At 56.9% G+C, this 23251-nt stretch carries 28 protein-coding genes; all 28 read right to left on the bottom strand.

What is annotated here, in order from left to right; genetic code table 11:
* Position 1: 1 nt before the first annotated feature.
* Positions 2–1297 carry a preprotein translocase subunit SecY gene (gene secY, locus M7Q83_RS07290; RefSeq protein WP_298336869.1) on the bottom strand — a complete coding sequence of 432 codons (1296 nt, stop codon included), beginning with the start codon at positions 1295–1297 and terminating at the stop codon, positions 2–4.
* A gap of 25 nt (positions 1298–1322) precedes the next feature.
* Positions 1323–1823: a 50S ribosomal protein L15 gene (gene rplO, locus M7Q83_RS07285; protein WP_298336867.1), complete on the bottom strand. Its 501-nt coding sequence runs from the start codon at positions 1821–1823 to the stop codon at positions 1323–1325.
* The gene (gene rpmD, locus M7Q83_RS07280; protein WP_298336865.1) at positions 1820–2020 is read right to left on the bottom strand and encodes a 50S ribosomal protein L30; all 201 of its coding nucleotides are present in this window, start codon (positions 2018–2020) and stop codon (positions 1820–1822) included. Before rpmD ends, rplO begins: the two co-directional genes overlap by 4 nt.
* On the bottom strand, positions 2013–2555 hold the full coding sequence (gene rpsE, locus M7Q83_RS07275) for a 30S ribosomal protein S5 (RefSeq protein WP_298336864.1): 543 nt from the start codon (positions 2553–2555) through the stop codon (positions 2013–2015). The genes rpmD and rpsE overlap by 8 nt, the downstream gene beginning before the upstream one ends.
* Positions 2556–2915, bottom strand: coding sequence for a 50S ribosomal protein L18 (gene rplR / locus M7Q83_RS07270; RefSeq protein ID WP_298336862.1), 360 nt, complete (start codon positions 2913–2915; stop codon positions 2556–2558). It abuts the gene before it with no gap.
* A gap of 6 nt (positions 2916–2921) precedes the next feature.
* Positions 2922–3461, bottom strand: a complete 540-nt coding sequence (rplF, locus tag M7Q83_RS07265) for a 50S ribosomal protein L6 (RefSeq protein ID WP_298336860.1) — start codon at positions 3459–3461, stop codon at positions 2922–2924.
* 12 nt (positions 3462–3473) lie between these two features.
* Entirely contained in the window at positions 3474–3884 is a 411-nt protein-coding gene (gene rpsH / locus M7Q83_RS07260) for a 30S ribosomal protein S8 (protein ID WP_298336858.1), read from the bottom strand.
* Positions 3885–3894: 10 nt separating this feature from the next.
* Positions 3895–4080, bottom strand: coding sequence for a type Z 30S ribosomal protein S14 (locus M7Q83_RS07255; RefSeq protein ID WP_298336856.1), 186 nt, complete (start codon positions 4078–4080; stop codon positions 3895–3897).
* Complete coding sequence (gene rplE, locus M7Q83_RS07250; RefSeq protein WP_298336854.1) at positions 4081–4650, bottom strand: 50S ribosomal protein L5; 570 nt, start codon at positions 4648–4650, stop codon at positions 4081–4083.
* Positions 4647–4952: a 50S ribosomal protein L24 gene (rplX, locus tag M7Q83_RS07245; protein ID WP_298336852.1), complete on the bottom strand. Its 306-nt coding sequence runs from the start codon at positions 4950–4952 to the stop codon at positions 4647–4649. Before rplX ends, rplE begins: the two co-directional genes overlap by 4 nt.
* Positions 4952–5320, bottom strand: a complete 369-nt coding sequence (gene rplN, locus M7Q83_RS07240; RefSeq protein ID WP_035389059.1) for a 50S ribosomal protein L14 — start codon at positions 5318–5320, stop codon at positions 4952–4954. The genes rplX and rplN overlap by 1 nt, the downstream gene beginning before the upstream one ends.
* The gene (gene rpsQ, locus M7Q83_RS07235; RefSeq protein WP_298336850.1) at positions 5317–5586 is read right to left on the bottom strand and encodes a 30S ribosomal protein S17; all 270 of its coding nucleotides are present in this window, start codon (positions 5584–5586) and stop codon (positions 5317–5319) included. The genes rplN and rpsQ overlap by 4 nt, the downstream gene beginning before the upstream one ends.
* Positions 5586–5795 carry a 50S ribosomal protein L29 gene (rpmC, locus tag M7Q83_RS07230; protein ID WP_298336848.1) on the bottom strand — a complete coding sequence of 70 codons (210 nt, stop codon included), beginning with the start codon at positions 5793–5795 and terminating at the stop codon, positions 5586–5588. The genes rpsQ and rpmC overlap by 1 nt, the downstream gene beginning before the upstream one ends.
* Entirely contained in the window at positions 5792–6226 is a 435-nt protein-coding gene (gene rplP, locus M7Q83_RS07225) for a 50S ribosomal protein L16 (protein WP_298208829.1), read from the bottom strand. Before rplP ends, rpmC begins: the two co-directional genes overlap by 4 nt.
* A gap of 3 nt (positions 6227–6229) precedes the next feature.
* Positions 6230–7114, bottom strand: coding sequence for a 30S ribosomal protein S3 (rpsC, locus tag M7Q83_RS07220; protein ID WP_366526383.1), 885 nt, complete (start codon positions 7112–7114; stop codon positions 6230–6232).
* On the bottom strand, positions 7114–7869 hold the full coding sequence (gene rplV, locus M7Q83_RS14250) for a 50S ribosomal protein L22 (RefSeq protein ID WP_366526382.1): 756 nt from the start codon (positions 7867–7869) through the stop codon (positions 7114–7116). Before rplV ends, rpsC begins: the two co-directional genes overlap by 1 nt.
* Positions 7869–8150: a 30S ribosomal protein S19 gene (gene rpsS / locus M7Q83_RS07210; protein WP_298208828.1), complete on the bottom strand. Its 282-nt coding sequence runs from the start codon at positions 8148–8150 to the stop codon at positions 7869–7871. The genes rplV and rpsS overlap by 1 nt, the downstream gene beginning before the upstream one ends.
* 3 nt (positions 8151–8153) lie before the next feature.
* Positions 8154–8990 carry a 50S ribosomal protein L2 gene (gene rplB, locus M7Q83_RS07205; RefSeq protein WP_298336846.1) on the bottom strand — a complete coding sequence of 279 codons (837 nt, stop codon included), beginning with the start codon at positions 8988–8990 and terminating at the stop codon, positions 8154–8156.
* A gap of 6 nt (positions 8991–8996) precedes the next feature.
* On the bottom strand, positions 8997–9293 hold the full coding sequence (rplW, locus tag M7Q83_RS07200) for a 50S ribosomal protein L23 (RefSeq protein WP_298336844.1): 297 nt from the start codon (positions 9291–9293) through the stop codon (positions 8997–8999).
* Positions 9293–9934: a 50S ribosomal protein L4 gene (rplD, locus tag M7Q83_RS07195; protein WP_298336842.1), complete on the bottom strand. Its 642-nt coding sequence runs from the start codon at positions 9932–9934 to the stop codon at positions 9293–9295. Before rplD ends, rplW begins: the two co-directional genes overlap by 1 nt.
* Positions 9931–10578 (bottom strand): 50S ribosomal protein L3, encoded by a 648-nt coding sequence (gene rplC / locus M7Q83_RS07190; protein WP_298336840.1) that lies wholly within the window; start codon positions 10576–10578, stop codon positions 9931–9933. Before rplC ends, rplD begins: the two co-directional genes overlap by 4 nt.
* A 158-nt stretch (positions 10579–10736) precedes the next feature.
* Positions 10737–11057 (bottom strand): 30S ribosomal protein S10, encoded by a 321-nt coding sequence (gene rpsJ, locus M7Q83_RS07185; protein ID WP_298336838.1) that lies wholly within the window; start codon positions 11055–11057, stop codon positions 10737–10739.
* Between the two features lie 89 nt (positions 11058–11146).
* On the bottom strand, positions 11147–12334 hold the full coding sequence (tuf, locus tag M7Q83_RS07180) for an elongation factor Tu (protein WP_298336836.1): 1188 nt from the start codon (positions 12332–12334) through the stop codon (positions 11147–11149).
* A 70-nt stretch (positions 12335–12404) separates the two neighbouring features.
* Positions 12405–14492 (bottom strand): elongation factor G, encoded by a 2088-nt coding sequence (fusA, locus tag M7Q83_RS07175; protein ID WP_298336834.1) that lies wholly within the window; start codon positions 14490–14492, stop codon positions 12405–12407.
* Positions 14493–14788: 296 nt separating this feature from the next.
* Positions 14789–15259 carry a 30S ribosomal protein S7 gene (rpsG, locus tag M7Q83_RS07170; RefSeq protein WP_298336832.1) on the bottom strand — a complete coding sequence of 157 codons (471 nt, stop codon included), beginning with the start codon at positions 15257–15259 and terminating at the stop codon, positions 14789–14791.
* Positions 15260–15263: 4 nt separating this feature from the next.
* Entirely contained in the window at positions 15264–15635 is a 372-nt protein-coding gene (gene rpsL, locus M7Q83_RS07165; RefSeq protein WP_035389109.1) for a 30S ribosomal protein S12, read from the bottom strand.
* A gap of 101 nt (positions 15636–15736) precedes the next feature.
* A complete protein-coding gene (locus M7Q83_RS07160; protein WP_298336830.1) occupies positions 15737–19582 on the bottom strand; it encodes a DNA-directed RNA polymerase subunit beta' in 3846 nt (1281 codons plus the stop codon).
* On the bottom strand, positions 19583–23134 hold the full coding sequence (rpoB, locus tag M7Q83_RS07155; protein WP_298336828.1) for a DNA-directed RNA polymerase subunit beta: 3552 nt from the start codon (positions 23132–23134) through the stop codon (positions 19583–19585).
* Positions 23135–23251 lie beyond the last annotated feature (117 nt).

Genomic DNA, 23251 nt, shown 5'->3' with positions numbered 1-23251 from the left:
CTTACTTCAAGAATCCCTTATAGTTACGCATGGTGAGCTGGGAGTTGATCTGCTTGACCGTCTCAAGGGCGACAATCACCGCAATCAGGATGGTCGTCCCTGCATACGGGAACGAGGTGATATGCCATGCGGAAAGCAGTATCGACGGGATGACTGCGATCGCCGCTAGGAACAGAGCGCCAGGCAAGGTGATACGGTTCAGAATTCGCGAAAGATACTGCTGGGTTGCTTGGCCAGGACGCACCCCTGGAATGTACCCATTTTGCTTCCGAATAATCTCTGCCTGCTGATAGGGATCAAAGGCCACCGTCACATAGAAAAATGTAAAGACGATGATCAAGAGGCCGTAGGTGATGATGTAGAACCCACTAGTGGCGTTCAGGAGGTGATCATTCACAAAGGTACGGAAGCTATCAACGGGGATGACGTTGGACAGCAGCACTGGGAAGTAGAGGATCGACGAAGCGAAGATGATGGGAATGACCCCCGCTTGATTGACCTTCAGCGGAATGTACGAGTTCCCACCTTCATACATCCTGCGTCCGACAACCCTTCGTGCAAACACGACCGGGATACGGCGCTGTCCCTGCTCAACAAAGACGATGGCCACCAGAAGCAAGAGTACCACAATCACGATGATGGTGAACTTAAAAGCCCCAGCCTGATCGAAGATGAGCCGCCCTCCTGAGGGGATGATGCTGACGACGTTCGCAAAGATGAGGATCGACATACCTTGGCCAACCCCACGCTCGGTGATCGACTCCGCCATCCACATCACCAGCGCAGTGCCAGCGGTGAGGGTGAGCACAATAAAGAGCACCCTGGGAATGGTGAAATCGGGGATGAGATCAAGGGACTGCTGATTCCCCAGGATGACCCCGAGGCCGCTATGGAAGACAAAGGCCAACCCAGTCGCCTGCAACACCGCGAGCCCGATCGTGAGGTAACGTGTCGTCTGGGTGATCTTGCGCTCGCCCGCAGAGCCCTGATCACGCCACTCCGTCAGCTTGGGGATCACCCCGGTGAGCAACTGAATGATAATCGACGACGTGATATAGGGCATGATCCCGAGGCCAAAGAGAGCTGCCCTCGAGAGGGCACCACCGGAGAACAGGTCAAGAAACCCAAAGATGCCAGCACCTCGCGACTGCGTCACCAGCTCATGGATCGCCGAGTAACTCACCCCTGGGACCGGAATGTTGGACCCCAACTGGTAGATACCCACCATGAGAAGCGTGAAAAGGACCTTATTCCTAAGGTCCTTCACACGAAAAATATTAACAAAGTTCTGCAGCATCAGCTTACTAATCGCTCCTGGCTCACTACCGATTCATCAAGGCGTTACCCAACGAAGGGCGACGACCTGACTTATAGGGCAACGGTATCTCCGTGACGGATCCACCAGCTGATTCTATCAGCTCGCGAGCAGCCTTCGAGAATCCATGCGCCGAGACCTCAAGGGCAGCACTCAGCGCGCCACGCGCGCAGATCTTGACCAGCGCTCCCTTGCGGATCACGCCAGCAGCCTCAAGGGCCTCCGGCGAGATCGTCGTCACTCCCCGTTCGGAAAGAACGGCCAACTGGTCCAAGTTGACAACGGTGTAGGAGACACGAAAGGGATTATCGAACCCGCGCAGCTTCGGGATACGTTGCGTCAGGGGAAGCTGACCACCCTCGAAACCAACGGGGATCGTATCGCGCGCACCCTGTCCCTTGGTGCCACGACCCGCTGTCTTGCCACCCTTACCACCGATACCGCGCCCAACACGCCGCTTACGGGTCTTGGCACCCTCATTCGGGGCTAGTTCATGCAGATAAATCATTGAATCTCCTCGACCACTACCAAGTGACGTACGTTGCGCAACATACCGCGGATCTCGGGGCGGTCGGGAAGCACATGCTCTCTCCCAATACGACCGAGTCCGAGTGCACGCAGCGTCCCCTTATGGATCGGCTTGGAACCAATCAAGGAGCGCACTTGACGCACCCGCAGTTGCTTTTCACTCGTTACCTTAGCCATGTGACGCCTCCTGTTGACGCTTACGCTCTTCATACGAAGCGAGCATGCCCTTTGGAGCGATCTGATCCGGATACTTCCCGCGGGCCTTAGCGACCTGATCGGGACTCAGTAGGTGGGCCAGGCCATCCATCGTGGCGTGAGCAACGTTGATACCGTTGGAGGAGCCGAGCGACTTCGCAAGTACGTCGGTGATCCCTGCCATCTCTAAAATCTGACGCGCCGCCCCACCAGCAATCACGCCGGTACCTGGAGCCGCTGGCTTTAAGAGCACCCGCCCTGCGCCAGCCCGTCCAATGATTGGGTGAGGAATCGTTGTACCAGCGAGCGGCACGGAAATCAGCTTACGACGTGCCTCTTCGGTGCCCTTTTGTACGGCGATGCTCGCCTCTTTGGCCTTCCCATAACCGATGCCAACCCGTCCATTGCCATCACCCACGACCATCAACGCCGTGAAGGAGAATCTACGGCCACCCTTGACGACCTTTGATACTCGATTGACCTTGATGGTGCGATCTTCATACTGGCTTTCGGCCATCTAAAACTCCAGTCCCGCCTCGCGTGCGGCATCCGCAAGCGCAGCAACCCGACCGTGATACTGAAAACCACCACGATCAAAAACAACCTGTGTTACCCCGTGCGCGACTGCCCGCTCGGCGATGACCTTACCGACCTTGATCGCCGCTTCGCAGTTACCGGTCGAGCTGCCGGCAAAGTCGGCCTCAAGGGTGGAGGCAGCGACGAGAGTCACCCCTTGACTATCATCGATCAACTGTGCGAACATGTGCTTATTAGAACGGTACACCGCCAACCGTGGTCGCTCTGGCGAACCGACAACCTTACGACGCACCCGTTGGTGACGCCGCTTCTGCCGACTATGGGATTGGTCTATTGACATCGCTACCTACTTCCCAGCCTTTCCAACTTTGCGCACAACCTTCTCACCCTCGTACCGCACACCCTTACCCTTGTAGGGCTCCGGTTTGCGAATTTTCCGAATGTTGGCCGCAACTTGTCCGACCAGCTCCTTGTCAACCCCCTGCACCACCAGACGGGTCGGCGAGGGCGCCTCAAAACCAATGCCCTCAGGAGCCTTGACGATGACCGGATGAGAGAATCCGAGAGCAAGTTCAACCTCACCGGGCGAGCGCAACTGCGCACGATACCCAACGCCAACGATCTCGAGCTGTTTACGGTATCCCTCACTCACGCCAACCACCATATTGTTGACCAACGTCCGCGACAACCCGTGCATAGCCCGTGCCTGTCGCGAGTCATCGACTCGACCTACGTTCACCGTGCGCTCATCGAGTGCAACGGTGACCATCGGCGGCATCTCGCGCTCCAACGTCCCCTTCGGTCCGTCGACCTTGACCTTCGTACCCTCAACGGTGATCGTCACTCCATCGGGAAGAACGATAGGTTGCTTACCTATTCGTGACACTCTTTAACTCCTCTACCAGACATGACAGATGACTTCGCCACCGACACCAGCCTTGCGAGCGTCGCGATCAGTCATCAATCCGTGCGAGGTGGACAACACCGCCACGCCCATACCGCCAAAAACTCGCTGGATCGAAGCAGCCTGCGTATAGACACGAAGGCCAGGCTTGGAGACGCGGGTAATGCCATTGATAGCACTATCACGTCGCCGTGACCCTACGTAACGCAGCTGGATCTCGAGCACGGTCCCTGGGCCAGCTGCTGCTGGCGCAACGGCGAAAGAGTCGATATACCCCTCCTCTTGAAGGATGCGCGCCAACTCCGTCTTAATCTTTGAACCGGGCATACGGACTACCTCATGCCGGACCCGAGTCGCATTACGAATTCGAGTCAACATATCAGCGATTGGATCAGTCATACTCATGGCTAACCTCCTACCAACTGGCCTTCGTCACGCCAGGGATCTCCCCCAGGTGCGCCATCTCTCTCAGGCAGATCCTGCAGAGCCCAAACTTCCGGTAGACCGCATGGGGACGTCCACACCGCTGGCATCGCGTGTAGGCACGAACTCGATATTTGGGACGGCGATTGGACTTCGCAATCAGCGCTTTGGTTGCCATTTACAAACCTTCCTTCCGGAATGGGAAGCCAAAAGCAAGAAGCAAGGCTTTGCCCTGTGCATCCGACTCCGCTGTCGTGACAATAGTGATATCCATGCCACGGGTGGCATCAATCTTGTCGTAATCAATCTCTGGGAAAATCAGTTGTTCATTCACCCCAAAGGAGTAGTTGCCATGACCATCGAAGGAACGCGGGTTCAACCCCCGGAAGTCGCGGATCCTAGGAATCGCTATGGCGACCAACCGGTCGAAGAACTCCCACATCCGGTCACCCCGCAACGTCACCATCGCGCCGATCGGCATGCCCTCGCGTAGTTTGAAAGCGGCAATCGACTTCCGGGCGCGACGAGTTGCCGGTTTTTGTCCGGTAATCGTCTCTAGGTCGCGAATGGCTCCCTCGAGGAGCGACTGCTGCTGAGTAGCCCGGCCAACCCCCATGTTGACGACAATTTTGTCGAGGGTAGGAACTTGGTGAACGTTGCCAACGCCCAAGGTCTCGAACAGCTGAGCTCGTATCTCCTGGTCATATCGGACCTTGAGTCGAGGTCTCGGTGTTACGGTAGTCGTCATAGCGCCGTCCTGCACTTCCTGCATACGCGAAACCGCTTGCCAAACTCATCAACATCCATACTGATGCGGGTTGGACCACACGACGAACAGATCACCGCCACATTGGAGGCATCGATCGGCAAGGACTTTTCGATGATCCCACCCGGAGTGGTAGCGTCGCGAGCCTTGGTATGGCGTTGCACCACGTGAACCCCCTCGACCAGCACCTTACGCTCCTGAGGGAACGCCTTCAAAACCTGACCCTCAGAGCCGCGGTCTTTACCAGAGAGCACGCGTACCCTATCTCCACTCTTCAATCGCATTACAACACCTCCGGTGCCAAAGAAACGATACGCATGAACCGCTTATCGCGGAGCTCACGACCGACGGGGCCGAAGATACGCGTACCACGAGGCTGCATCTGATCGTTGATCAAGACCGCAGCATTATCATCGAACCGTATGTAGCTTCCATCCGCGCGGCGAGACTCCTTACGGGTGCGCACCACCACACACTTGACAACATCCCCACGCTTGACACCTGCTCCTGGCAACGCATCCTTGACCGTGGCGATAAACACATCACCAATACCGGCATACCGACGACGGCTACCGCCGAGGACTCGAATGCACAGTACCTCTCGAGCACCGGAATTATCCGCCACTCGTAGACGACTCTCCTGCTGGATCATCTTGCACGCTCCACTACTCGGACCAACCTCCAACGCTTGAGCTTCGACAGAGGCCGGGTCTCTTCGATCTCAACAGTATCCCCCACATGGGCATCATTATTCACATCATGTGCATACAGCCGTTTGGTCTTGGAGATCGTACGCATGTAGCGTGGGTGGCGCACCCGCTGGTTCACGAGCACCACAATGGTTTGATCCATCGCCTCTGAGGCCACTACGCCCTCGCGAACTTTACGTTGCGGGCGCTCTTCGTGCGACTCGCTCATCACTTTCCTCCTCGGGCGACGATCCGTCGCTCACTCAAAACGGTCTCGATACGCGCAAGCTCCTTGCGCAGTGCACCGAGTTTTGCGGTATCGGTGCCCTGTGCGGAGGCAATAGCAAAGCGATGCCGAAAGAGTTCTTCCTTCGTCTCGCCAAGCTTAACTAACAACTCGTCATCGAGCATTTCTCGATACTCAATCGCCTTTGTCATCGCGTTCCACCAATCGACTCCACGCCCTCTTTGATAACAAAACGCGCCTTAATCGGGAGCTTTTGGATCGCTCGCTCCATCGCCTCGCGTCCGAGTTCCTCACTCACTCCATCGAGTTCGAAGAGGATCTTGCCAGGGCGAACAACCGCCACCCAAAACTCTGGATTACCTTTACCCGAACCCATGCGCGTCTCAGCCGGTTTCTTCGTGACCGGCTTATCCGGAAAGACGCGAATCCAGACCTTTCCACCACGGCGTACGTGGCGGGTCATCGCAACACGAGCAGCCTCAATCTGGCGAGCCGTGATCCAACCAGGCTCAAGCGCCTGAATACCGTAGCGCCCAAAGCTGACCTCGGTTCCTCCCTTGGCCTTGCCGGTCAGTCGACCGCGATGGGTCTTGCGGTGTTTCACCTTGCGGGGCATCAGCATCGACTAATCCACCTCCTTCTTGAAATGCGGAGCCTCATGCCCCTCATCCTTGGTGCGGCGTTCGATGTCTTCCTCTTCAGCCAAGAGACGTTCGAGCTCCTCTGGCACAACTGGCTCCTCCAACAACGCCGTCGGGGCAGAGACCAACTCCTCGACCACTGTCTCCTCGGCAGCGCGCCGTCGTCCACCACCCGCGGTGATAATCCGTCGAGGACGGTCGGGAAGACTGGGACGAGCTGCACTCGCCACTGCCACCTGGTACGGGACGATATCCCCACGGTAGATCCATACCTTCACACCGACCGTGCCGGAGTTGGTATGCGCCTCTCGTAAGCCATAATCGATATCCGCACGCAAGGTATGTCGTGGGACCCGGCCTTCGCGGTGGGTCTCACGGCGAGCCATCTCAGAGCCGCCGAGGCGACCCGAACATTGCACCGTTACACCCTTGCCGCCTTCTTTCATCACGATCTGAATCGACCGTTTCATGGCCCGGCGGAAGCTCACTCGACGGGATATCTGGTCCGCGATGCTCTGAGCGACGAGGGTCGCATCGAGCTCAGGATTACGTACCTCCTCGACATTGAGCTGTACTCGTGGATAACTCGTTAACTTCTCAAGCGCCTTGCGGAGACGATCGACCTCCGAACCCTTCTTTCCGATGACGATGCCAGGCCGAGCCGTGTGGATATCGACCTTTAGACGATCGCGCGTACGTTCGATATCGATCCGAGAGACCGCCGCCGTCGCGAGCTCGCGCTGCAGCCAAGACCGGATCTTGTAATCCTCGATGACCCACTTTTGATAGTCCTTGTCGGCGTACCAACGCGACTTCCAATCAGTGGTGACACCCAGACGAAACCCATACGGGTGTATCTTTTGACCCATTACGAGTCCTCCTGTCCTACTGCTGGCGTCTCATCATCGCCGGCCACTGTCTCAGCACCAACCACTGCGTCCGTCTCCGATTCGTCGGTCGGATTACTCGCGCTGGCTTCAACCACGTTCGCTTCAACGACCAGTTCCTCTGCCCTGTCCTCGGTTGCAACCTCTCCGTTGACCTGGGGAGCCTCTGCCGTGCCTTCGAGAACGGAGTTGTCAACCATCTCCGTGCTAGCGTCGGCGAACGATCCTTCATCGACCTCGCCGGTGGCGGCGTCGACCGCCTTCGGAGTCCTCGCACTCGCCTCGCTGGCGTTGTTCGTCCCCCGGGAGGAAGCTACTCGTTGGGCACGACGGGCGCTCTGCCGTCCAGAGTTCTTTGCTGCCTCTACTCGTCGCATCGACAACGGCATCTCTTCTACCACGATCGTGATGTGGCAGCTGCGCTTGCGCACCCGCGTCGCTCGGCCTCGCGCACGAGGACGAAACCGCTTGATGGTGGGACCCTCATCAGCGAACGCTGCAGCGACAAACACCTCATCGGCTCCCAAACCGTAACGCACCGTCGCATTCGCGACAGCAGATGCCAACAACTTCCCGACGACTTCGCTTGCCTCACGATTGACTAAGGACAGGGCGCGAATCGCTTCTACGGCCGACTTGCCGCGAATGAGATCGAGAACCTGCCGAGCCTTCGTAGGACTCATCCGAAAATACCGAAGCACTGCGCGTGCTTGATTCGCCTCCAACGTCTCGGCCACTATCGTCTCCTCGCCGTCTTCTCTTGGCCGGCGTGATACCGGAATGTCCGCGTCGGCGCGAACTCACCCAGTTTGTGTCCCACCATTGACTCAGTGACATAGACCGGAACATGCTTGCGTCCGTCATGAACAGCAATGGTGTGCCCTACCATGTCAGGGATAATCGTTGATCGGCGCGACCATGTCTTGATCACGCGCTTTTCGTTCTTCTCGTTGAGATCATCCACTTTCTTCAAGAGATGATCATCGACGAAGGGACCCTTCTTTAAACTTCTTGGCATCTACTATCTCCTGGCTCCGCGACCGCGACGTCGTCGAATAATTAACTGATCCGAATCTCGATGCGCTCGACGGGTACGACCTTCTGGCTTACCCCAAGGAGAGACCGGATGCCGACCACCTGAAGTCTTCCCTTCACCACCACCAAGCGGGTGGTCAACGGGGTTCATCGCTACGCCACGCGTCTGTGGTCGGATACCCTTCCAACGATTACGGCCCGCCTTGCCGATCGAGAGCAACTCGTACTCGGCGTTGCCGACCTCACCGATGGTGGCACGGGCATCAGCCGGTACTCGTCGCATCTCAGTGGACGGGAGACGCAGGGTTGCATAGACTTCATCGCGCCCAACCAGCTGCACACTCATGCCAGCACTGCGCGCTATTTTACCGCCCTGTCCAGGGCGGAGCTCAACGTTGTGTACCACCGACCCGACGGGAATAGCCCGCAACGGGAGCGCATTGCCAACGGTGATATCCGCACCAATCCCCGATTGGACCTTGTCACCAACCTTGAGTCCGCGGGGGGCGAGGATGTATCGCTTCTCGCCGTCATGATAGTGCAACAATGCAATACGAGCGTTGCGGTTCGGGTCGTACTCAATAGCAGCAACCGTCGCTGGCACGCCGTCCTTGGTCCGCTTGAAGTCGATCAACCGATACTGCTGCTTGTGACCGCCACCCCGGTGCCGGGCCGTCTTGCGACCCTTGGCGTTGCGCCCACCCGTGCTCGCCTTCGGCTGCAAGAGGGACTTCTCTGGGGCCTTCTTCGTGATCTCATCAAACGTCGAGACGGACTGAAATCGCCGTCCCGCGCTCGTTGGTTTACGCCTACGAATCGCCATGACTACCTACCTCTGCAACAACTCGATAGCAAAACCCTCGCGAAGTGTCACGTAGGCGATTTTGGTATCGGGACGAAAACTAACCTTGCCGGTGCGACGGTTCCGCGTCGACTTACCCTTGCGATTCAGGGTGTTGACCTTAGCAACCTTGACCTCGAAGAGCTTCTCGACTGCCTTGCGGACATCGATCTTGGTCGCATCCGTATCTACCTCAAAGGTGTACACACCGGTATCCATCAGCTGATAGCTCTTTTCGGAGACCAACGGCCGCCGCAACACCTGATAACGATCCCCAGCGTGCATTACTCACTCTCCTTGTCACCAAGACGTTCAACGATGCCCGCCAAACCCGCCTCCGTGAACAACACCACATCGCTCGTGAGAACCGTGCGTGTCAGCAGGGAAGATGGCGTAGCAATCATGAGATCTGGCAGATTGCGGAAACTACGAACGATGCCGTCCTCGTTTGGCAATGCAACCAGCGATACATTCTTTCCCGCAAGACCGGCGCCCTGAACGATCGCAACGGCCCCTTTGGTTGAGGGGACCGGTACGGCTCCTCGCAACACATAGATTGCCGCCCCGCGAGCCCGGTCGGAGAGCGCCTGCTTCAACGCGGCCCGAACCATCTTCTTGGGTGTCGCCTGCGCATAGCTGCGTGGACGGGGTCCATGAACAATACCACCACCGGTGAATTGCGGTGCGCGGGTCGAACCCTGCCTCGCATTGCCTGTACCCTTCTGTCGGAAGGGCTTGGCTCCACCGCCAGAGACCTCGGCTCGTGTTTTCGTCGAATGGGTACCCCGTCGACGATTCGCCTCCTCGGCTACGACCACCTGGTGCAGCAAGCCGATGTTGGTGGGAATATCAAAGATCCCATCAGCGAGTTCAACCTCGCCCTCGATGGCTCCGGTAATGCTGACGACTCGTGCCTGTAGCGTCATAGTCGCTTCCCACCTTTCACCGTATCGCGGATGACGACCATCGCCCCGCGAGGACCGGGGACCGCACCCTTGATCAGCAGCAATTGACGGTCCGGCTCGGACCGCACAACCTCGAGATTCAAAATCGTCGTGCGCTCGCTACCGTACTGTCCCGCCATACGAGTACCTTTAAAGACGCGTGCCGGCGTCGCACAAGCCCCAATCGAGCCCGGGGCACGATGCTTTTTGTGGTTACCGTGGCTAGCTCCCTGGCCCTTGAAGTTATGCCGCTTCATGCCACCCGAAAAACCATGTCCCCGGCTAGTGCCGATCACATCAACATGATCACCTGAGCTGATCGCAGAGGCGTCGATTTGCGAACCGACGCTCATCCCTTCGGAACCCTCAAGGCGAAACTCCATGATTCTGCGTCCCGGCTCCACACCCCTGGAGGTGAACTGCCCGAGCACCGGTTTGGTTAAGCGCGAAGGCTGTACCACCCCGACCGCTACCTGCAAAGCCTCATACCCATCGCGCTCGACCGTCTTGCGGCGCAGGACCCTCGCAGGAAGGACGCGAATCACGGTGACCGGGACCACGCGATCGTTGTCGACCCAGATTTGGGTCATGCCGATTTTCTCGCCAACCACTGTTTTACTAGCCATGAATTCCTTCAATCTTTGCAACGGCACGTACGCTTAGCAGCGCATTGGTGCCAAAAGGTCAGAACTGCCGGAGGGTCCCATGAAGGCACAACCGGACACAAAATGACCAACTAATACTACTCTGTCAGCACCCACGACCGGGCCTCCAACAGGGTTATTTACACGTTTTGTATTTTGATCTCGATGTCGACCCCTGCCGGCAACTCCAATCGCTTAAGCGCATCTACCGTTTTTGCAGAATGATCAACGATATCAAGCAACCGCTTATGGACGCGCATCTCAAAATGCTCACGGGAATCCTTGTACTTATGCGGCGAGCGGATCACCGTATATCGATGGATATCCGTCGGCAACGGCACGGGACCGACAACCTTGCCCTGGGTACGCGTGACTGTGTCCACGATTCGACGAGTCGACGCCTCCAAAATTTCATGATCAAAACCCTTGATTCTGATTCTGATCCGCTGCTTTTCGCTCATTTCTCTCCGTCTCTGTGCCGACACCAGGCCAACACCTCACCAAACACAGGGAATGGCCCGGAGCGCACTCCGGGCCATTCACCAGCGAACTACTTAATAATCTTCACGACACGACCAGCGCCAACGGTTCGGCCACCCTCACGGATAGCAAATCGAAGGCCCTCATCCATCGCAATAGGCTTTCCGAGTTCCACTTTGATGGTGAGATTATCACCTGGCATCGCCATCTCGGTACCCTCAGGCAGCATGATACTTCCCGTAACGTCGGTCGTCCTGAAGTAGAACTGCGGGCGATAGTGATTGAAGAACGGCTTGTGTCGTCCTCCCTCGTCTTTGGACAGAACGTAGACGTTCGCCTCGAACTCCGTGTGCGGAGTGATGCTTCCTGGCTTGCAGACCACCTGACCGCGCTCGACATCGGTTCGCTTGACACCACGGAGCAAGACACCGACGTTGTCGCCGGCCATGCCCTCGCCAAGCTCTTTGTTGAACATCTCGACGCCAGTCACGACCGTCTTCTGCGTGGGGCGAAGACCAACAATCTCGACCTCCTCAGAGACCTTGACTTTACCAGCCTCGACCTTACCCGTTACCACAGTTCCACGACCGGGAATTGTCAAAACATCCTCGATCGGCATAAGGAAGGGGCGATCAAGCGGACGCTCAGGCACGGGGATGTACTCATCGACCGCGTCCATCAGCTCGATGATCTTGTCCTGATACTCCTTGTCGCCCTCAAGAGCCTTCAAGGCCGAGACACGAATGATCGGAGTATCGTCACCGGGGAACTCATACTCGTTCAGCAGTTCGCGAACCTCGAGTTCAACGAGATCCAAGAGCTCCTCATCGTCGACCATGTCGGCCTTGTTGAGCGCCACGACAATATAGGGGACACCGACCTGGCGAGCGAGCAACACATGCTCACGCGTCTGGGGCATCGGACCATCGGTTGCCGCCACCACCAAAATTGCACCATCGACCTGAGCGGCACCCGTGATCATATTCTTGATATAGTCCGCGTGTCCAGGCATGTCAACATGGGCATAGTGTCGCTTGTCTGTCTCGTACTCAACGTGCGAGATCGCGATCGTTATGCCGCGGGCCTTCTCCTCTGGTGCCTTATCGATCTGATCGAAGGGCTTGAACTTTACATTGGGATTCCCTTCGGACAATACCTTTGTAATCGCCGCCGTCAACGTCGTCTTACCATGGTCAATATGTCCCATGGTTCCGATGTTCAAGTGAGGCTTACTTCGCTCGAACTTCTGCTTTGCCATCTTTTCCTGCTCCGTTGCTACTCACTGCGCCCACATGGCGCAACCTTGACCCATTACAGAACTACGTAGTCTACTCGCCCCGGACCTTGCGAACGATCTCCGCCGCTATGGAATCCGGTACTTCTTGATACGCATGGAACTGCATGGTATACGTCGCCCGACCCTGCGTCCGAGAACGCACGTCGGTGGCGTAACCAAACATCTCCGACAATGGGACCAGCGCGCGAATAACTTGGTTATTCCCGATCTGATCCATGCCCTCGACCCGACCACGCCGGGACGAGAGATCTCCGATGACGTCCCCCATGTAATCGTCTGGGGTCACCACCTCTACCGCCATGATCGGTTCAAGGAGGACAGGGTCTGCCGCTCGAACCGCTTTCTTCACCGCCATAGAACCTGCTATACGAAACGCCATCTCTGAAGAGTCAACGTCGTGATAGGAGCCAAACACCAAAGTGACACGCAGGTCCTCAACCGGATAACCGGCCAAAATACCCGATCCAAGCGCATCTTGGATACCAGCATCGACTGCAGGGATGTACTCCTTAGGAATGACACCACCTGTGATCTTATCTACAAACTCATAACCGCTACCGACGCCCAGTGGCTCAACATTGATCACCACGTGTCCATACTGCCCACGGCCACCTGTCTGGCGGATATAGCGCTCCTCGATCCGCTCAACCGGTTTGCGAATCGTCTCGCGGTACGCCACCTGAGGCTTACCCACATTCGCATCGACCCTGAACTCGCGCAACATACGGTCGACCAACACCTCAAGGTGGAGCTCGCCCATGCCCGAGATCACCGTTTGACCGGTCTCCTGATCTGAGCGCACGCGAAACGTCGGATCCTCCTCAGAGAGGGCGAACAACGCTCGACCCATCTTTTCCTGATCCGCCTTCGTCTTCGGTTCAACGGCAACGTGGATCACTGGATCTGGGAAGTCAAGACTCTCAAGGATAATCGGCTTCGATGGGTCGCACAGGGTATCGCCCGTCGTCGTATTCTTAAAGCCGACTGCCGCCACGATGTCACCAGCAGCGACGGAATCAATATCCTCGCGATGGTTGGCGTGCATTAACAGAATCCGCCCCAAGCGCTCCTTTTTATCCTTGGTCGAATTTAACACGGTGGCGCCCTTGTCAAGCGTGCCGGAGTAGACCCGAAAATAGGTCAACTTCCCAACGAAGGGGTCGGTCATGATCTTAAAAGCCAGCGCAGAGAACGGGGCCTCGTCCGTCGGCTCACGCTCGATCATCTCCGCTCCCGAGAGCGAGGTACCGACAGCTGGCTTGATATCCACCGGCGATGGCAAGTAATCGACCACCGCATCCAGCAGTGGCTGCACTCCCTTGTTTTTGAAGGCCGACCCACACAACACCGGCACCAACGAGTTCGCTATCGTCGCTTTACGGATCGCGCCCTGAAGAAACTCGGCGGAGATCTCCTGATCGCCGATGTACAGCTCCATCAGATCATCATCGAAGTTACTGAGCACGTCGATCAACTCTCGATGGGCATCCTCTGCCGCGCTCTGGAGATGAGCGGGAATCACTTCGGTATGGAACTTGTCTCCCATCCCCTCATCCCAAATGATCGCCTCCATTCGGAGTAGGTCGATCACTCCGAGGAAATCGCTCTCCGACCCAATGGGCAGTTGGATGACGAGAGGATTCGCGTCCAAACGATCTTTAATCATTTCGACACATCGCTCAAAATTAGCCCCAACGCGATCCATCTTGTTGACAAAACAGATGCGCGGAACCAGATACTTGTTGCCCTGCCGCCAGACTGTCTCGGTCTGAGGCTCTACCCCGGCGACTGCATCAAAGACCGCAACCGCGCCATCGAGCACCCGGAGCGACCGCTCCACTTCAACGGTGAAATCCACGTGGCCCGGGGTGTCGATGATGTTGATGCGGTGATCCTTCCAGAACGCCGTCGTGGCCGCAGAGGTAATGGTGATGCCACGCTCCTGCTCTTGGGGCATCCAGTCCATCGTGGCCGCACCTTCGTGCACCTCACCGATCTTATAATTCTTGCCGGTGTAGTAGAGAATACGCTCCGTCGTCGTCGTCTTACCCGCATCGATATGCGCCATAATTCCGATATTTCGGATACGGTCGAGCGGAATCTCGCGCTTCGTGACCATTTACTCCTTCTCCTCTGCGTGGCTAGCCACTAACACTCCTTGGGCCCCCTGCTCATACCTTCGTACTCTCATCCAAACCACGTCTACTCAGTCCCTCCACATCCATGAAGATCGGGCTCCCCAGCTCATGGCCGTTGTCCTCTCGGAGGACCACTTCCTCCTACCGCCAACGCTCCCTGAGGGCAGCGACCGCTGTCGCAACCAAACCAGGCGACCCCACCTGCCCATTGCAGACACCTACAGAACGGCACCATGCCAAGCCAACAGAACCGGTGGACGCGAAGACAACGCCTTGCCTACCAGCGATAGTGCATGAAGGCGCGGTTAGACTCCGCCATCTTGTGGGTATCGTCGCGACGTTTGACCGACGCACCGATACCATTCGAGGCATCGAGTACCTCATTCGCCAAACGTTCAACCATCGTCTTTTCGCGGCGACCCTTGGCATTGGTGACGATCCACCGGATCGCTACCGAATTTGCCCGCCTCGGCTTGACCAACACGGGGACCTGATAGGTGGTACCACCTACTCGCCTGGAGCGAACCTCGGTATCTGGTCGCGTGTTGTCGACGGCACGCTTGAGCACCGCTACCGGATCGCTACCAACCTTCTCTGCGATGGTGTCAAGTGCCCGATAGACAATATGCTCTGCGACCGACTTCTTGCCGCTCACCAACACTTTGTTCACAAATTGCGCGACAAGCACTGAATGGTAGACCGGATCTGAGGCAATATATCGCGGCTGGATTGGGCCCTTTCTGGGCATAACTCTACTTCTCCCTCTTCGCACCGTATCGGCTACGGGCTTGCTTACGATTCTTCACACCAGCTGAGTCCAGCGAGCCGCGAACGATCTTGTAGCGGACTCCAGGGAGGTCCTTGACTCGACCACCTCTTACAAGCACGATAGAGTGCTCCTGAAGATTGTGACCAATCCCAGGTATGTACGCCGTCACCTCGACTCCGGAGGTCAGGCGCACTCTGGCTACCTTGCGCAATGCCGAGTTCGGCTTCTTCGGAGTAGCCGTATAGACGCGGGTACAGACCCCACGACGCTGCGGGGAACCCTTCAGTGCCGGCGTTTTGGTCTTGGTCCGCTTGGACTCACGACCCTTTCTAACTAACTGTGAAATCGTAGGCAAGACGTTCCTCTCGTCAAATACATTCTGGTATAGCCATCACGCAGAGCAGCCCAGAGCCGCTCTTGGCCCAATCGGACAGTCTAACGCACACACGCATGGATCTAGCCCTCTTCAATGAGATCCTCCGGACCAGACTCGTTCTCCTCCTCCGAGCTCCAAAATGACAGCTTGCGATGGAAGGGTGCCTTGACCTCAACCGACCGATAATCTCGAACACCCGAGCCAGCCGGAATCAGTTTCCCGAGAATAATATTCTCCTTCAGTCCAAGCAACGGATCCGACTTGCCTTCGATGGCAGCCTCTGTCAGCACTCGAGTCGTCTCCTGGAAGGAGGCGGCACTCAACCACGATTCAGTCGCGAGCGATGCTTTGGTGATCCCCATCAGTTCCGGTCGACCTTCGGCTGGACGTGCCCCTTCGGCAAACAGTGCCCGATTCACCTCGGCATACTGCTGCGACTCTACGCGCTCTCCTGGGAGGAACTGTGAGTCACCCGGTTCGGCAACCAGTACCCGTCGGAGCATCTGCCGGACGATCAGTTCGATGTGCTTGTCGTGAATCGGCACTCCCTGATCCCGATAGACCTTCTGCACCTCTTCAACCAGATACTGTTGGGTCTCCCGGATACCCTTGATCTCAAGAACCTGCTTTGGATCCTTTGGACCTTCAACGAGCGGGTCACCAGCGGCCACCTCTTGGCCCTCTTGCACATTAAGGTGCACTCGTGTCGGCAGCAAATACGTCTCTTCGGTGCCATCGTCATGGACCACCGTGACGCGCTGACCATTCTCCTCATCTACGAGATGGACAATCCCCGCACCATGGGCCAGGATAGCCGCACCTCGAGGAGTACGAGCCTCAAAGAGCTCGACGACACGCGGGAGTCCATGGGTGATGTCCGAACCTGCGATACCTCCCTGGTGGAAGGTACGCATCGTCAACTGGGTTCCCGGCTCTCCGATCGATTGCGCTGCAACCACGCCGACGGCCTCACCCAATTCGATCAGGCCAACTCCACCGAGCGACTTGCCATAGCACATCGCGCAGACCCCATGAGAGGTCTCGCACGTCAACGCCGATCGTACTCGAATCTGTTGCACTTCAGGATCCTCAGTGATGGCGGCGACCAAGGCATCGGTGAGCAAGGTTCCACGCCCTATCTCACTTCCGTCATTGAGATGCACCGAGTCCGCAAGCACGCGACCGAAGGCACGTGTCTCCACGTAGAACCGCTTACCTGCCTCATCAGGTCGGATATCCTCCAACCAGATCCCGCGAGTCGTCTCACAATCGATCTCCCGAACAATCATCTCCTGAGCGACATCAACCAGACGTCGAGTCAGGTAGCCGGAGTCAGCGGTCCGCAGGGCGGTATCAGCAAGCCCTTTTCGAGCACCGTGGGTGGAGAGGAAGTACTCGAGCACCTGCAACCCTTCGCGGAATGAGGACTTAATCGGACGGGGAATCATCTCACCCCGTGGATTCGCCACCAACCCCTTGATCCCCGAGATCTGCCGAATCTGCTGTGGGTTACCACGAGCCCCCGATTCGATCATCATTCCCAGCGGGTTCATGATGTCAGCAGCGAGCATCTCATCGATCGCACGGCCGATCTCCGCCGTCGCCGAGGTCCAGATCTCGATCTCTTTCTGCTTACGTTCATCATCAGTGATAATGCCACGCTTGAATTGCGCCTCCGCTTTCTCAGCCTCGCGTTCGTAACGGTTGAGGATCTCCGCCTTCGCCACTGGTGTCTTGACGTCATCGATAGAGATCGTCAAACCGGACTGCGTTGCGTACCGAAAGCCCAAGTCCTTAATCGCATCCAGCGTCACCTGCACCGTGATGCGAGAATAGCGATTGGCAACCTCTTCGACGATGGCACCGATGGGGAGGTTTTTCTTGCCAATAATCTCATTGACATAGCGAAAATCCTCCGGAAGCGCTTCGTTAAAGATCACGCGACCCGCAGTGGTCCTCAGCTCGGTGACCTCTCCATCGGCCCCAAGCGTACGCAAACGAATCGGAGCGTGCAGCCCCAACTCGCCGGCATCGAGCGCTCGACGCACCTCGTAGTTATGTCTGAACACCTTGCCGGCACCGATCTCGTCCTCACGGATGATGGTGAGATAAAACAACCCAAAGACCATGTCCAAGCTCGGCACGGTGATTGGACGTCCAGTGGCCGGCGAAATGATGTTGCTCGCAGAGAGCATCAGCACCCTCGCCTCTGCTTGTGCCTCTGGTGAGAGTGGCAGGTGAACCGCCATCTGATCACCATCAAAGTCGGCATTGAAGGCGGTGGTCACCAGTGGATGGATCTGAATGGCTTTGCCTTCCACCAGCACCGGCTCAAAAGCCTGGATACCGAGACGGTGGAGCGTCGGTGCACGGTTCAAAAGGACCGGATGTTCCCGTATCACACCATCGAGCACCTCCCACACCTGAGGGCGCCGACGTTCTACCATTCGTTTGGCCGATTTGATATTCTGTGCAAACTCCATCTCCACCAGCCTTCGCATGACGAATGGCTTGAAGAGTTCGAGCGCCATCAACTTGGGAAGCCCGCACTGATGGAGTTTTAGCGTCGGACCACCGACAATGACCGAACGACCAGAGTAATCGACACGCTTCCCAAGAAGATTCTGTCGAAAACGTCCCTGCTTACCCTTCAGCATATCGGAGAGGCTTTTCAGCGGCCGGTTGCCAGGCCCGACAACAGGGCGACCACGTCGTCCATTGTCAAAAAGTGCGTCTACCGCCTCCTGCAACATACGCTTCTCATTGTTGACGATGATCTCCGGAGCACCAAGGTCGAGCAGACGCTTGAGTCGGTTATTCCGGTTGATCACCCGGCGATAGAGGTCATTCAGGTCCGAGGTGGCAAAACGCCCACCATCGAGCTGCACCATTGGACGCAGATCAGGTGGAATCACCGGGACCACGGACAGAATCATCGCCATCGGATCGTTGATCCTGCGGCCATCCTCATCACGACGATTGAAAGCGGAGACGATCTTGAGTCGGCGGATAGCCTTCTGACGTCGCTGCGCGGAAAGCGGCCGACGGGCATCCGTAGGTTCAATCATTTCGCGTAGCTTGATCTGCTCAGCATCGAAGTCGATGCGGTTGATCAAGTCAGCGATCGCCTCGGCACCCATACCGCCATCGAAGTACTCCGAGTAACGGGCGCGCAACTCCCTCCAAAGAATCTCATCCTCGATGATCATGCGTGGATAGAGCTCACGGAACTCGTCGAACGCACGCCGAACAAGTTCAATCGACTGGTTCGCCCGTTCGCGAACCGCCTGAATCTCCTTCTCCAGCTGGCGTTGGCGTGCACGAACATCACTGTCTTTGGCACCCTCGGCCTCCATGGCTGCGAGCTGCTCCTCAAGATCTTGGAATCGATGCTCGATCTCGATATCGCGGCCGTCCTCAAGACTCTTGATCTCCTCGAGCATCTCCGTCTCAAGATTAGGAAGATCCTGATGGCGGCGATCCTCATCGACTGCAGTCACAAGATTGGCAGCGAAATAGATCACCTTCTCCAACTGCTTCGCTTTGAGCTCTTCCTTCGGTGTCGTGCCCATGAGGAGATAGGCAAGCCAGGATCGCGTGCCACGAAGATACCAGATATGCACCACCGGGGCCGCAAGTTCGATATGACCCATCCGCTCGCGACGCACCTTGGCTCGTGTGACCTCCACGCCACAACGTTCACAGACGATCCCCTTAAATCGCACCCGCTTGTATTTTCCACAGGCGCATTCCCAATCCTTGGTTGGACCAAAGATACGCTCGCAGAATAGACCGTCGCGTTCCGGACGTAGGGTGCGATAGTTAATCGTCTCTGGCTTCTTGACCTCGCCACGTGACCAGTTCTTGATATCGTCAGAGGTCGCCAGCCCTATTCTTATCTGATCGAATCGGCTCAAATCAAGCATTTAAATCCCTCTCTCCTGACGTCCATCATCTTCGTAATCCACATTGCGTTCTGGCCGACTGAGGTTGATTCCAAGATCCTCAGAGGCAGAGTATGCATCTTCATCGAGCTCGCGCAGTTGCACCCGCTCACCCGTGGGCGAGAGCACATCCACATTCAAACAGAGCGACTGCATCTCCTTGATCAGCACCTTGAAACTCTCTGGGATGCCCGGCTCCGGAATATTCTCACCCTTGACGATGGACTCATAGACCTTCACACGTCCGACCACGTCATCAGACTTAATGGTTAACAGTTCTTGGAGCGCGTACGCTGCGCCATAGGCCTCTAGTGCCCATACCTCCATCTCACCGAAGCGCTGTCCACCGAATTGTGCCTTGCCACCGAGTGGCTGCTGAGTGATCATGGAGTAGGGTCCCGTCGACCGAGCGTGGATCTTGTCGTCCACCATGTGGGCAAGCTTGATCATATACACGTAGCCGACCATGACTGGGCTGTCATAGGGTTCTCCGGTACGTCCATTGAAGAGCTGCGCCTTGCCGTCTTCACCGACGAGTCGGTTGCCATCGAAGGACTGTGGGTTGAGGTTCGTGAGTAACTCTTTAATCGTGGGTAGCCCACCCGCCTCTTCGGTCTCGTCCCAGTGCGCACCGTCAAAAGACGGGCTTGCGACCCACGTGTTTGGTATGGCCCGTGGTCGAGTCTTGTGACTCAGCGAGGCCAGCTGCTCAGGTGCTTCGACTGGAGTCCAACCCCACTTTGCCGCGAACCCAAGATGCCCCTCGAGGACCTGACCGACGTTCATGCGCGACGGCACACCTAACGGATTCAAAATGATATCCAGCGGCGTCCCGTCAGCCATTCGAGGCATATCCTCAAGCGGAAGGATCTTCGAGATCACACCCTTATTGCCGTGTCGCCCTGCCAACTTATCGCCTTCAGAGATCTTGCGATGCTGGGCCACATAGACCCGGACCAGCTGGTTGACACCAGGAGGCAGCTCCGTAGAGTCATCACGACTGAAGACCTTGATGTCGATAACCTTCCCATACTCACCGTGCGGCACCCTGAGGGAAGTATCGCGCACCTCGCGCGACTTCTCACCAAAGATCGCCCGCAACAGACGCTCCTCAGGAGTGAGTTCCGTCTCACCCTTTGGGGTCACCTTGCCCACCAAGATATCACCAGGCCCCACCTCGGCACCGACGCGGATGATTCCTCGTTCGTCGAGATCAGCCAGCGCCTCCTCCGAAAGGTTCGGAATATCTCGGGTGATCTCCTCAGCACCGAGCTTCGTGTCGCGCGCATCGGTCTCGAACTCCTCGATATGAATCGAGCTCAAGACGTCGTCTTTTACCAGCCGTTCAGAGATAATGATGGCGTCCTCGAAGTTGTAACCCTCCCACGGCATAAATCCGACGAGGAGATTTTTGCCCAGTCCAAGTTCACCGTTCTGGGTCGCAGGGCCGTCGGCCAGAAGATCCCCGGCTTGCACACGGTCTCCCTGGTCAACAAGCGGGCGCTGGTTCCAACAGGTGTTTTGATTCGAACGCTCAAACTTCACCAAGCGATACCGTTTGGTTCCAAGGGGGACCCCATTGCCATCGGTCTGGCCCTTGTCGTAATCGACGACGATCGAATCGCCCGTCACCTCAGCCACTACACCAGAACCTTTCGCGACCAACACATCGCCCGCATCGAGCCCTGCACGAGCCTCGACCCCCGTACCGACGAAGGGTGCCTCCGGGATCATCAGCGGAACCGCCTGCTTTTGCATGTTGGCACCCATGAGGGCGCGATTGGCATCATCGTGTTCGACAAAGGGAATCAGGGACGTGGAGACTGAGACCACCTGAGAGGTGGAGACATCCATGAGATGCACCTCGTCTGGGGTCGCCAACTCCACCTCGGAGGTCGAACCGTAGGAGACCTCATTGACACCGACCTTCACAACCGCACCTTGTGGTCCTCGACGGACCAGCACCTTGGGCTCAATGAAGCGTCCATCGGCATCGAGACGAGCGTTCGCCTGAGCGATGATGAACTCCTCCTCCTCGTCAGCAGTGAGGTAGACGATATCATCGGTCACGCGACCCTCGACCACCTTGCGGTACGGAGTCTCGATAAAACCGAAACGATTCAACCGCGCATAACTCGCCAAGGCACCGATCAGACCGATGTTCGGACCCTCTGGCGTCTCGATTGGGCACATGCGGCCATAGTGGGATGAGTGGACGTCACGCACCTCAAAGCCAGCACGCTCCCGGGAGAGTCCACCAGGTCCGAGTGCGGAGAGACGTCGCTTATGCGCTAATCCCGAGAGTGGATTGTTCTGGTCCATGAACTGCGACAGCTGGCTGGTTGAGAAGAACTCCTTCACTGCAGCGACGACTGGACGAATGTTGATCAAGCTCTGCGGCGTGATCGCCTCCACATCCTGGGTAGTCATCCGCTCGCGGACAAGACGCTCTAGACGCGAAAGCCCGATCTTGAGCTGATTTTGAATCAGCTCCCCAACGCTACGGACACGCCGATTCGAGAAGTGATCCTGGTCGTCATAGCGATACCCCAGCTCACCGCTGGCTAGGTGCAACATGTACGAAGCCGTCGCCACCACTTCAGCTCTCGAGAGTACACCCGGAGTCTCATGTTCGGTGTCGAGAGGATGGCCAAGAATATCCTCAAGACGAGCGATCTCCGGCTTGAGTCGCTTGTCGATCTTATAACGTCCCACTCGCGTGAGATCGTAACGTCGTGCCTGAAAGAACGCCCCCTCGAGGTACATGCGCGCAGCATCCGCGTTGGGCGGCTCACCTGGCCGCACTCGTTTGAAGACCTCGAGTAGTGCCTCGTCTTCGGTCTGAGACTGATCCTCTTTCTCCCATTGCGGAATCAAGAAATCAAAGTGTTGTACGAGCTTTTGCAGGTCAGCAGGGTCCGAAAACCCAACCGCTCGCAACAAGGTGAACAGGCTCAGCCGTCGTTTACGAGCGACCCGTGCCCCTGCCTGGATGTCACGACCAGGTCGTGCCTCAACATCAAACTCCAGCCACTCGCCCCGATACGGATTGATGGTGGCCGTGACGATGGTGCGTTGGTCGCGCCCCGGTTGGAAGAGCACCCCAGGCGAGCGCACCAACTGCGACACAATGACACGTTCCGTACCGTTGATCACAAAGGTACCTCGATCGGTCATCAAGGGAAAGTCGCCCATGAAGACGATCTGCTCCTTGATCTCGTAGGTGCTCTTATTCGAGAACTTGGCTCGCACAAAGATCGGTGCCGCGTAGTTCATATCCTTCTCTTTGCACTCCTCCACCGAATACTTCGGGAAGGGTGCCAAGTCAGGATCGTTGGGATCATACTCAAGCTCGAGCGATAACTGACCCCCGTAGTCCTCGATCGGCGAGATGTCGTGGAACGCCTCGGCGAGACCCTCCTCAAGAAACCAACGGAAGGAATCTGTCTGGATAGCGATAAGATCAGGTAACGGAAGTACCTGGGGGAGTTTCGCAAACGAGAAACGTTGGGGTGAGCGGTTAAGCAAGGTCAAGTACTACTCCTTAGACGAGATCCGAAAACACAAAAAAACTCATACAAGCGACAAGGTCGCTCAGATGAGTTTTTCAAGAGCTCAGTGGTGGGCAAGACACTACAACATATAGCATAG

The organism is Ferrimicrobium sp., assembly GCF_027364955.1.
In the GTDB taxonomy this organism is placed as follows: domain Bacteria; phylum Actinomycetota; class Acidimicrobiia; order Acidimicrobiales; family Acidimicrobiaceae; genus Ferrimicrobium.
This window is presented reverse-complemented; position numbering and strand designations above follow the sequence as displayed.

What these genes read in the sequence shown, in the direction of transcription:
- secY (WP_298336869.1), bottom strand. Translation starts at nt 1,297, where the DNA reads ATGCTGCAGAACTTTGTTAATATTTTTCGTGTGAAGGACCTTAGGAAT.
- rplO (WP_298336867.1), bottom strand. Translation starts at nt 1,823, where the DNA reads ATGATTTATCTGCATGAACTAGCCCCGAATGAGGGTGCCAAGACCCGT.
- rpmD (WP_298336865.1), bottom strand. Translation starts at nt 2,020, where the DNA reads ATGGCTAAGGTAACGAGTGAAAAGCAACTGCGGGTGCGTCAAGTGCGC.
- rpsE (WP_298336864.1), bottom strand. Translation starts at nt 2,555, where the DNA reads ATGGCCGAAAGCCAGTATGAAGATCGCACCATCAAGGTCAATCGAGTA.
- rplR (WP_298336862.1), bottom strand. Translation starts at nt 2,915, where the DNA reads ATGTCAATAGACCAATCCCATAGTCGGCAGAAGCGGCGTCACCAACGG.
- rpsH (WP_298336858.1), bottom strand. Translation starts at nt 3,884, where the DNA reads ATGAGTATGACTGATCCAATCGCTGATATGTTGACTCGAATTCGTAAT.
- M7Q83_RS07255 (WP_298336856.1), bottom strand. Translation starts at nt 4,080, where the DNA reads ATGGCAACCAAAGCGCTGATTGCGAAGTCCAATCGCCGTCCCAAATAT.
- rplE (WP_298336854.1), bottom strand. Translation starts at nt 4,650, where the DNA reads ATGACGACTACCGTAACACCGAGACCTCGACTCAAGGTCCGATATGAC.
- rplX (WP_298336852.1), bottom strand. Translation starts at nt 4,952, where the DNA reads ATGCGATTGAAGAGTGGAGATAGGGTACGCGTGCTCTCTGGTAAAGAC.
- rplN (WP_035389059.1), bottom strand. Translation starts at nt 5,320, where the DNA reads ATGATCCAGCAGGAGAGTCGTCTACGAGTGGCGGATAATTCCGGTGCT.
- rpsQ (WP_298336850.1), bottom strand. Translation starts at nt 5,586, where the DNA reads ATGAGCGAGTCGCACGAAGAGCGCCCGCAACGTAAAGTTCGCGAGGGC.
- rpmC (WP_298336848.1), bottom strand. Translation starts at nt 5,795, where the DNA reads ATGACAAAGGCGATTGAGTATCGAGAAATGCTCGATGACGAGTTGTTA.
- rplP (WP_298208829.1), bottom strand. Translation starts at nt 6,226, where the DNA reads ATGCTGATGCCCCGCAAGGTGAAACACCGCAAGACCCATCGCGGTCGA.
- rpsC (WP_366526383.1), bottom strand. Translation starts at nt 7,114, where the DNA reads ATGGGTCAAAAGATACACCCGTATGGGTTTCGTCTGGGTGTCACCACT.
- rpsS (WP_298208828.1), bottom strand. Translation starts at nt 8,150, where the DNA reads ATGCCAAGAAGTTTAAAGAAGGGTCCCTTCGTCGATGATCATCTCTTG.
- rplB (WP_298336846.1), bottom strand. Translation starts at nt 8,990, where the DNA reads ATGGCGATTCGTAGGCGTAAACCAACGAGCGCGGGACGGCGATTTCAG.
- rplW (WP_298336844.1), bottom strand. Translation starts at nt 9,293, where the DNA reads ATGCACGCTGGGGATCGTTATCAGGTGTTGCGGCGGCCGTTGGTCTCC.
- rplD (WP_298336842.1), bottom strand. Translation starts at nt 9,934, where the DNA reads ATGACGCTACAGGCACGAGTCGTCAGCATTACCGGAGCCATCGAGGGC.
- rplC (WP_298336840.1), bottom strand. Translation starts at nt 10,578, where the DNA reads ATGGCTAGTAAAACAGTGGTTGGCGAGAAAATCGGCATGACCCAAATC.
- rpsJ (WP_298336838.1), bottom strand. Translation starts at nt 11,057, where the DNA reads ATGAGCGAAAAGCAGCGGATCAGAATCAGAATCAAGGGTTTTGATCAT.
- tuf (WP_298336836.1), bottom strand. Translation starts at nt 12,334, where the DNA reads ATGGCAAAGCAGAAGTTCGAGCGAAGTAAGCCTCACTTGAACATCGGA.
- fusA (WP_298336834.1), bottom strand. Translation starts at nt 14,492, where the DNA reads ATGGTCACGAAGCGCGAGATTCCGCTCGACCGTATCCGAAATATCGGA.
- rpsG (WP_298336832.1), bottom strand. Translation starts at nt 15,259, where the DNA reads ATGCCCAGAAAGGGCCCAATCCAGCCGCGATATATTGCCTCAGATCCG.
- M7Q83_RS07160 (WP_298336830.1), bottom strand. Translation starts at nt 19,582, where the DNA reads ATGCTTGATTTGAGCCGATTCGATCAGATAAGAATAGGGCTGGCGACC.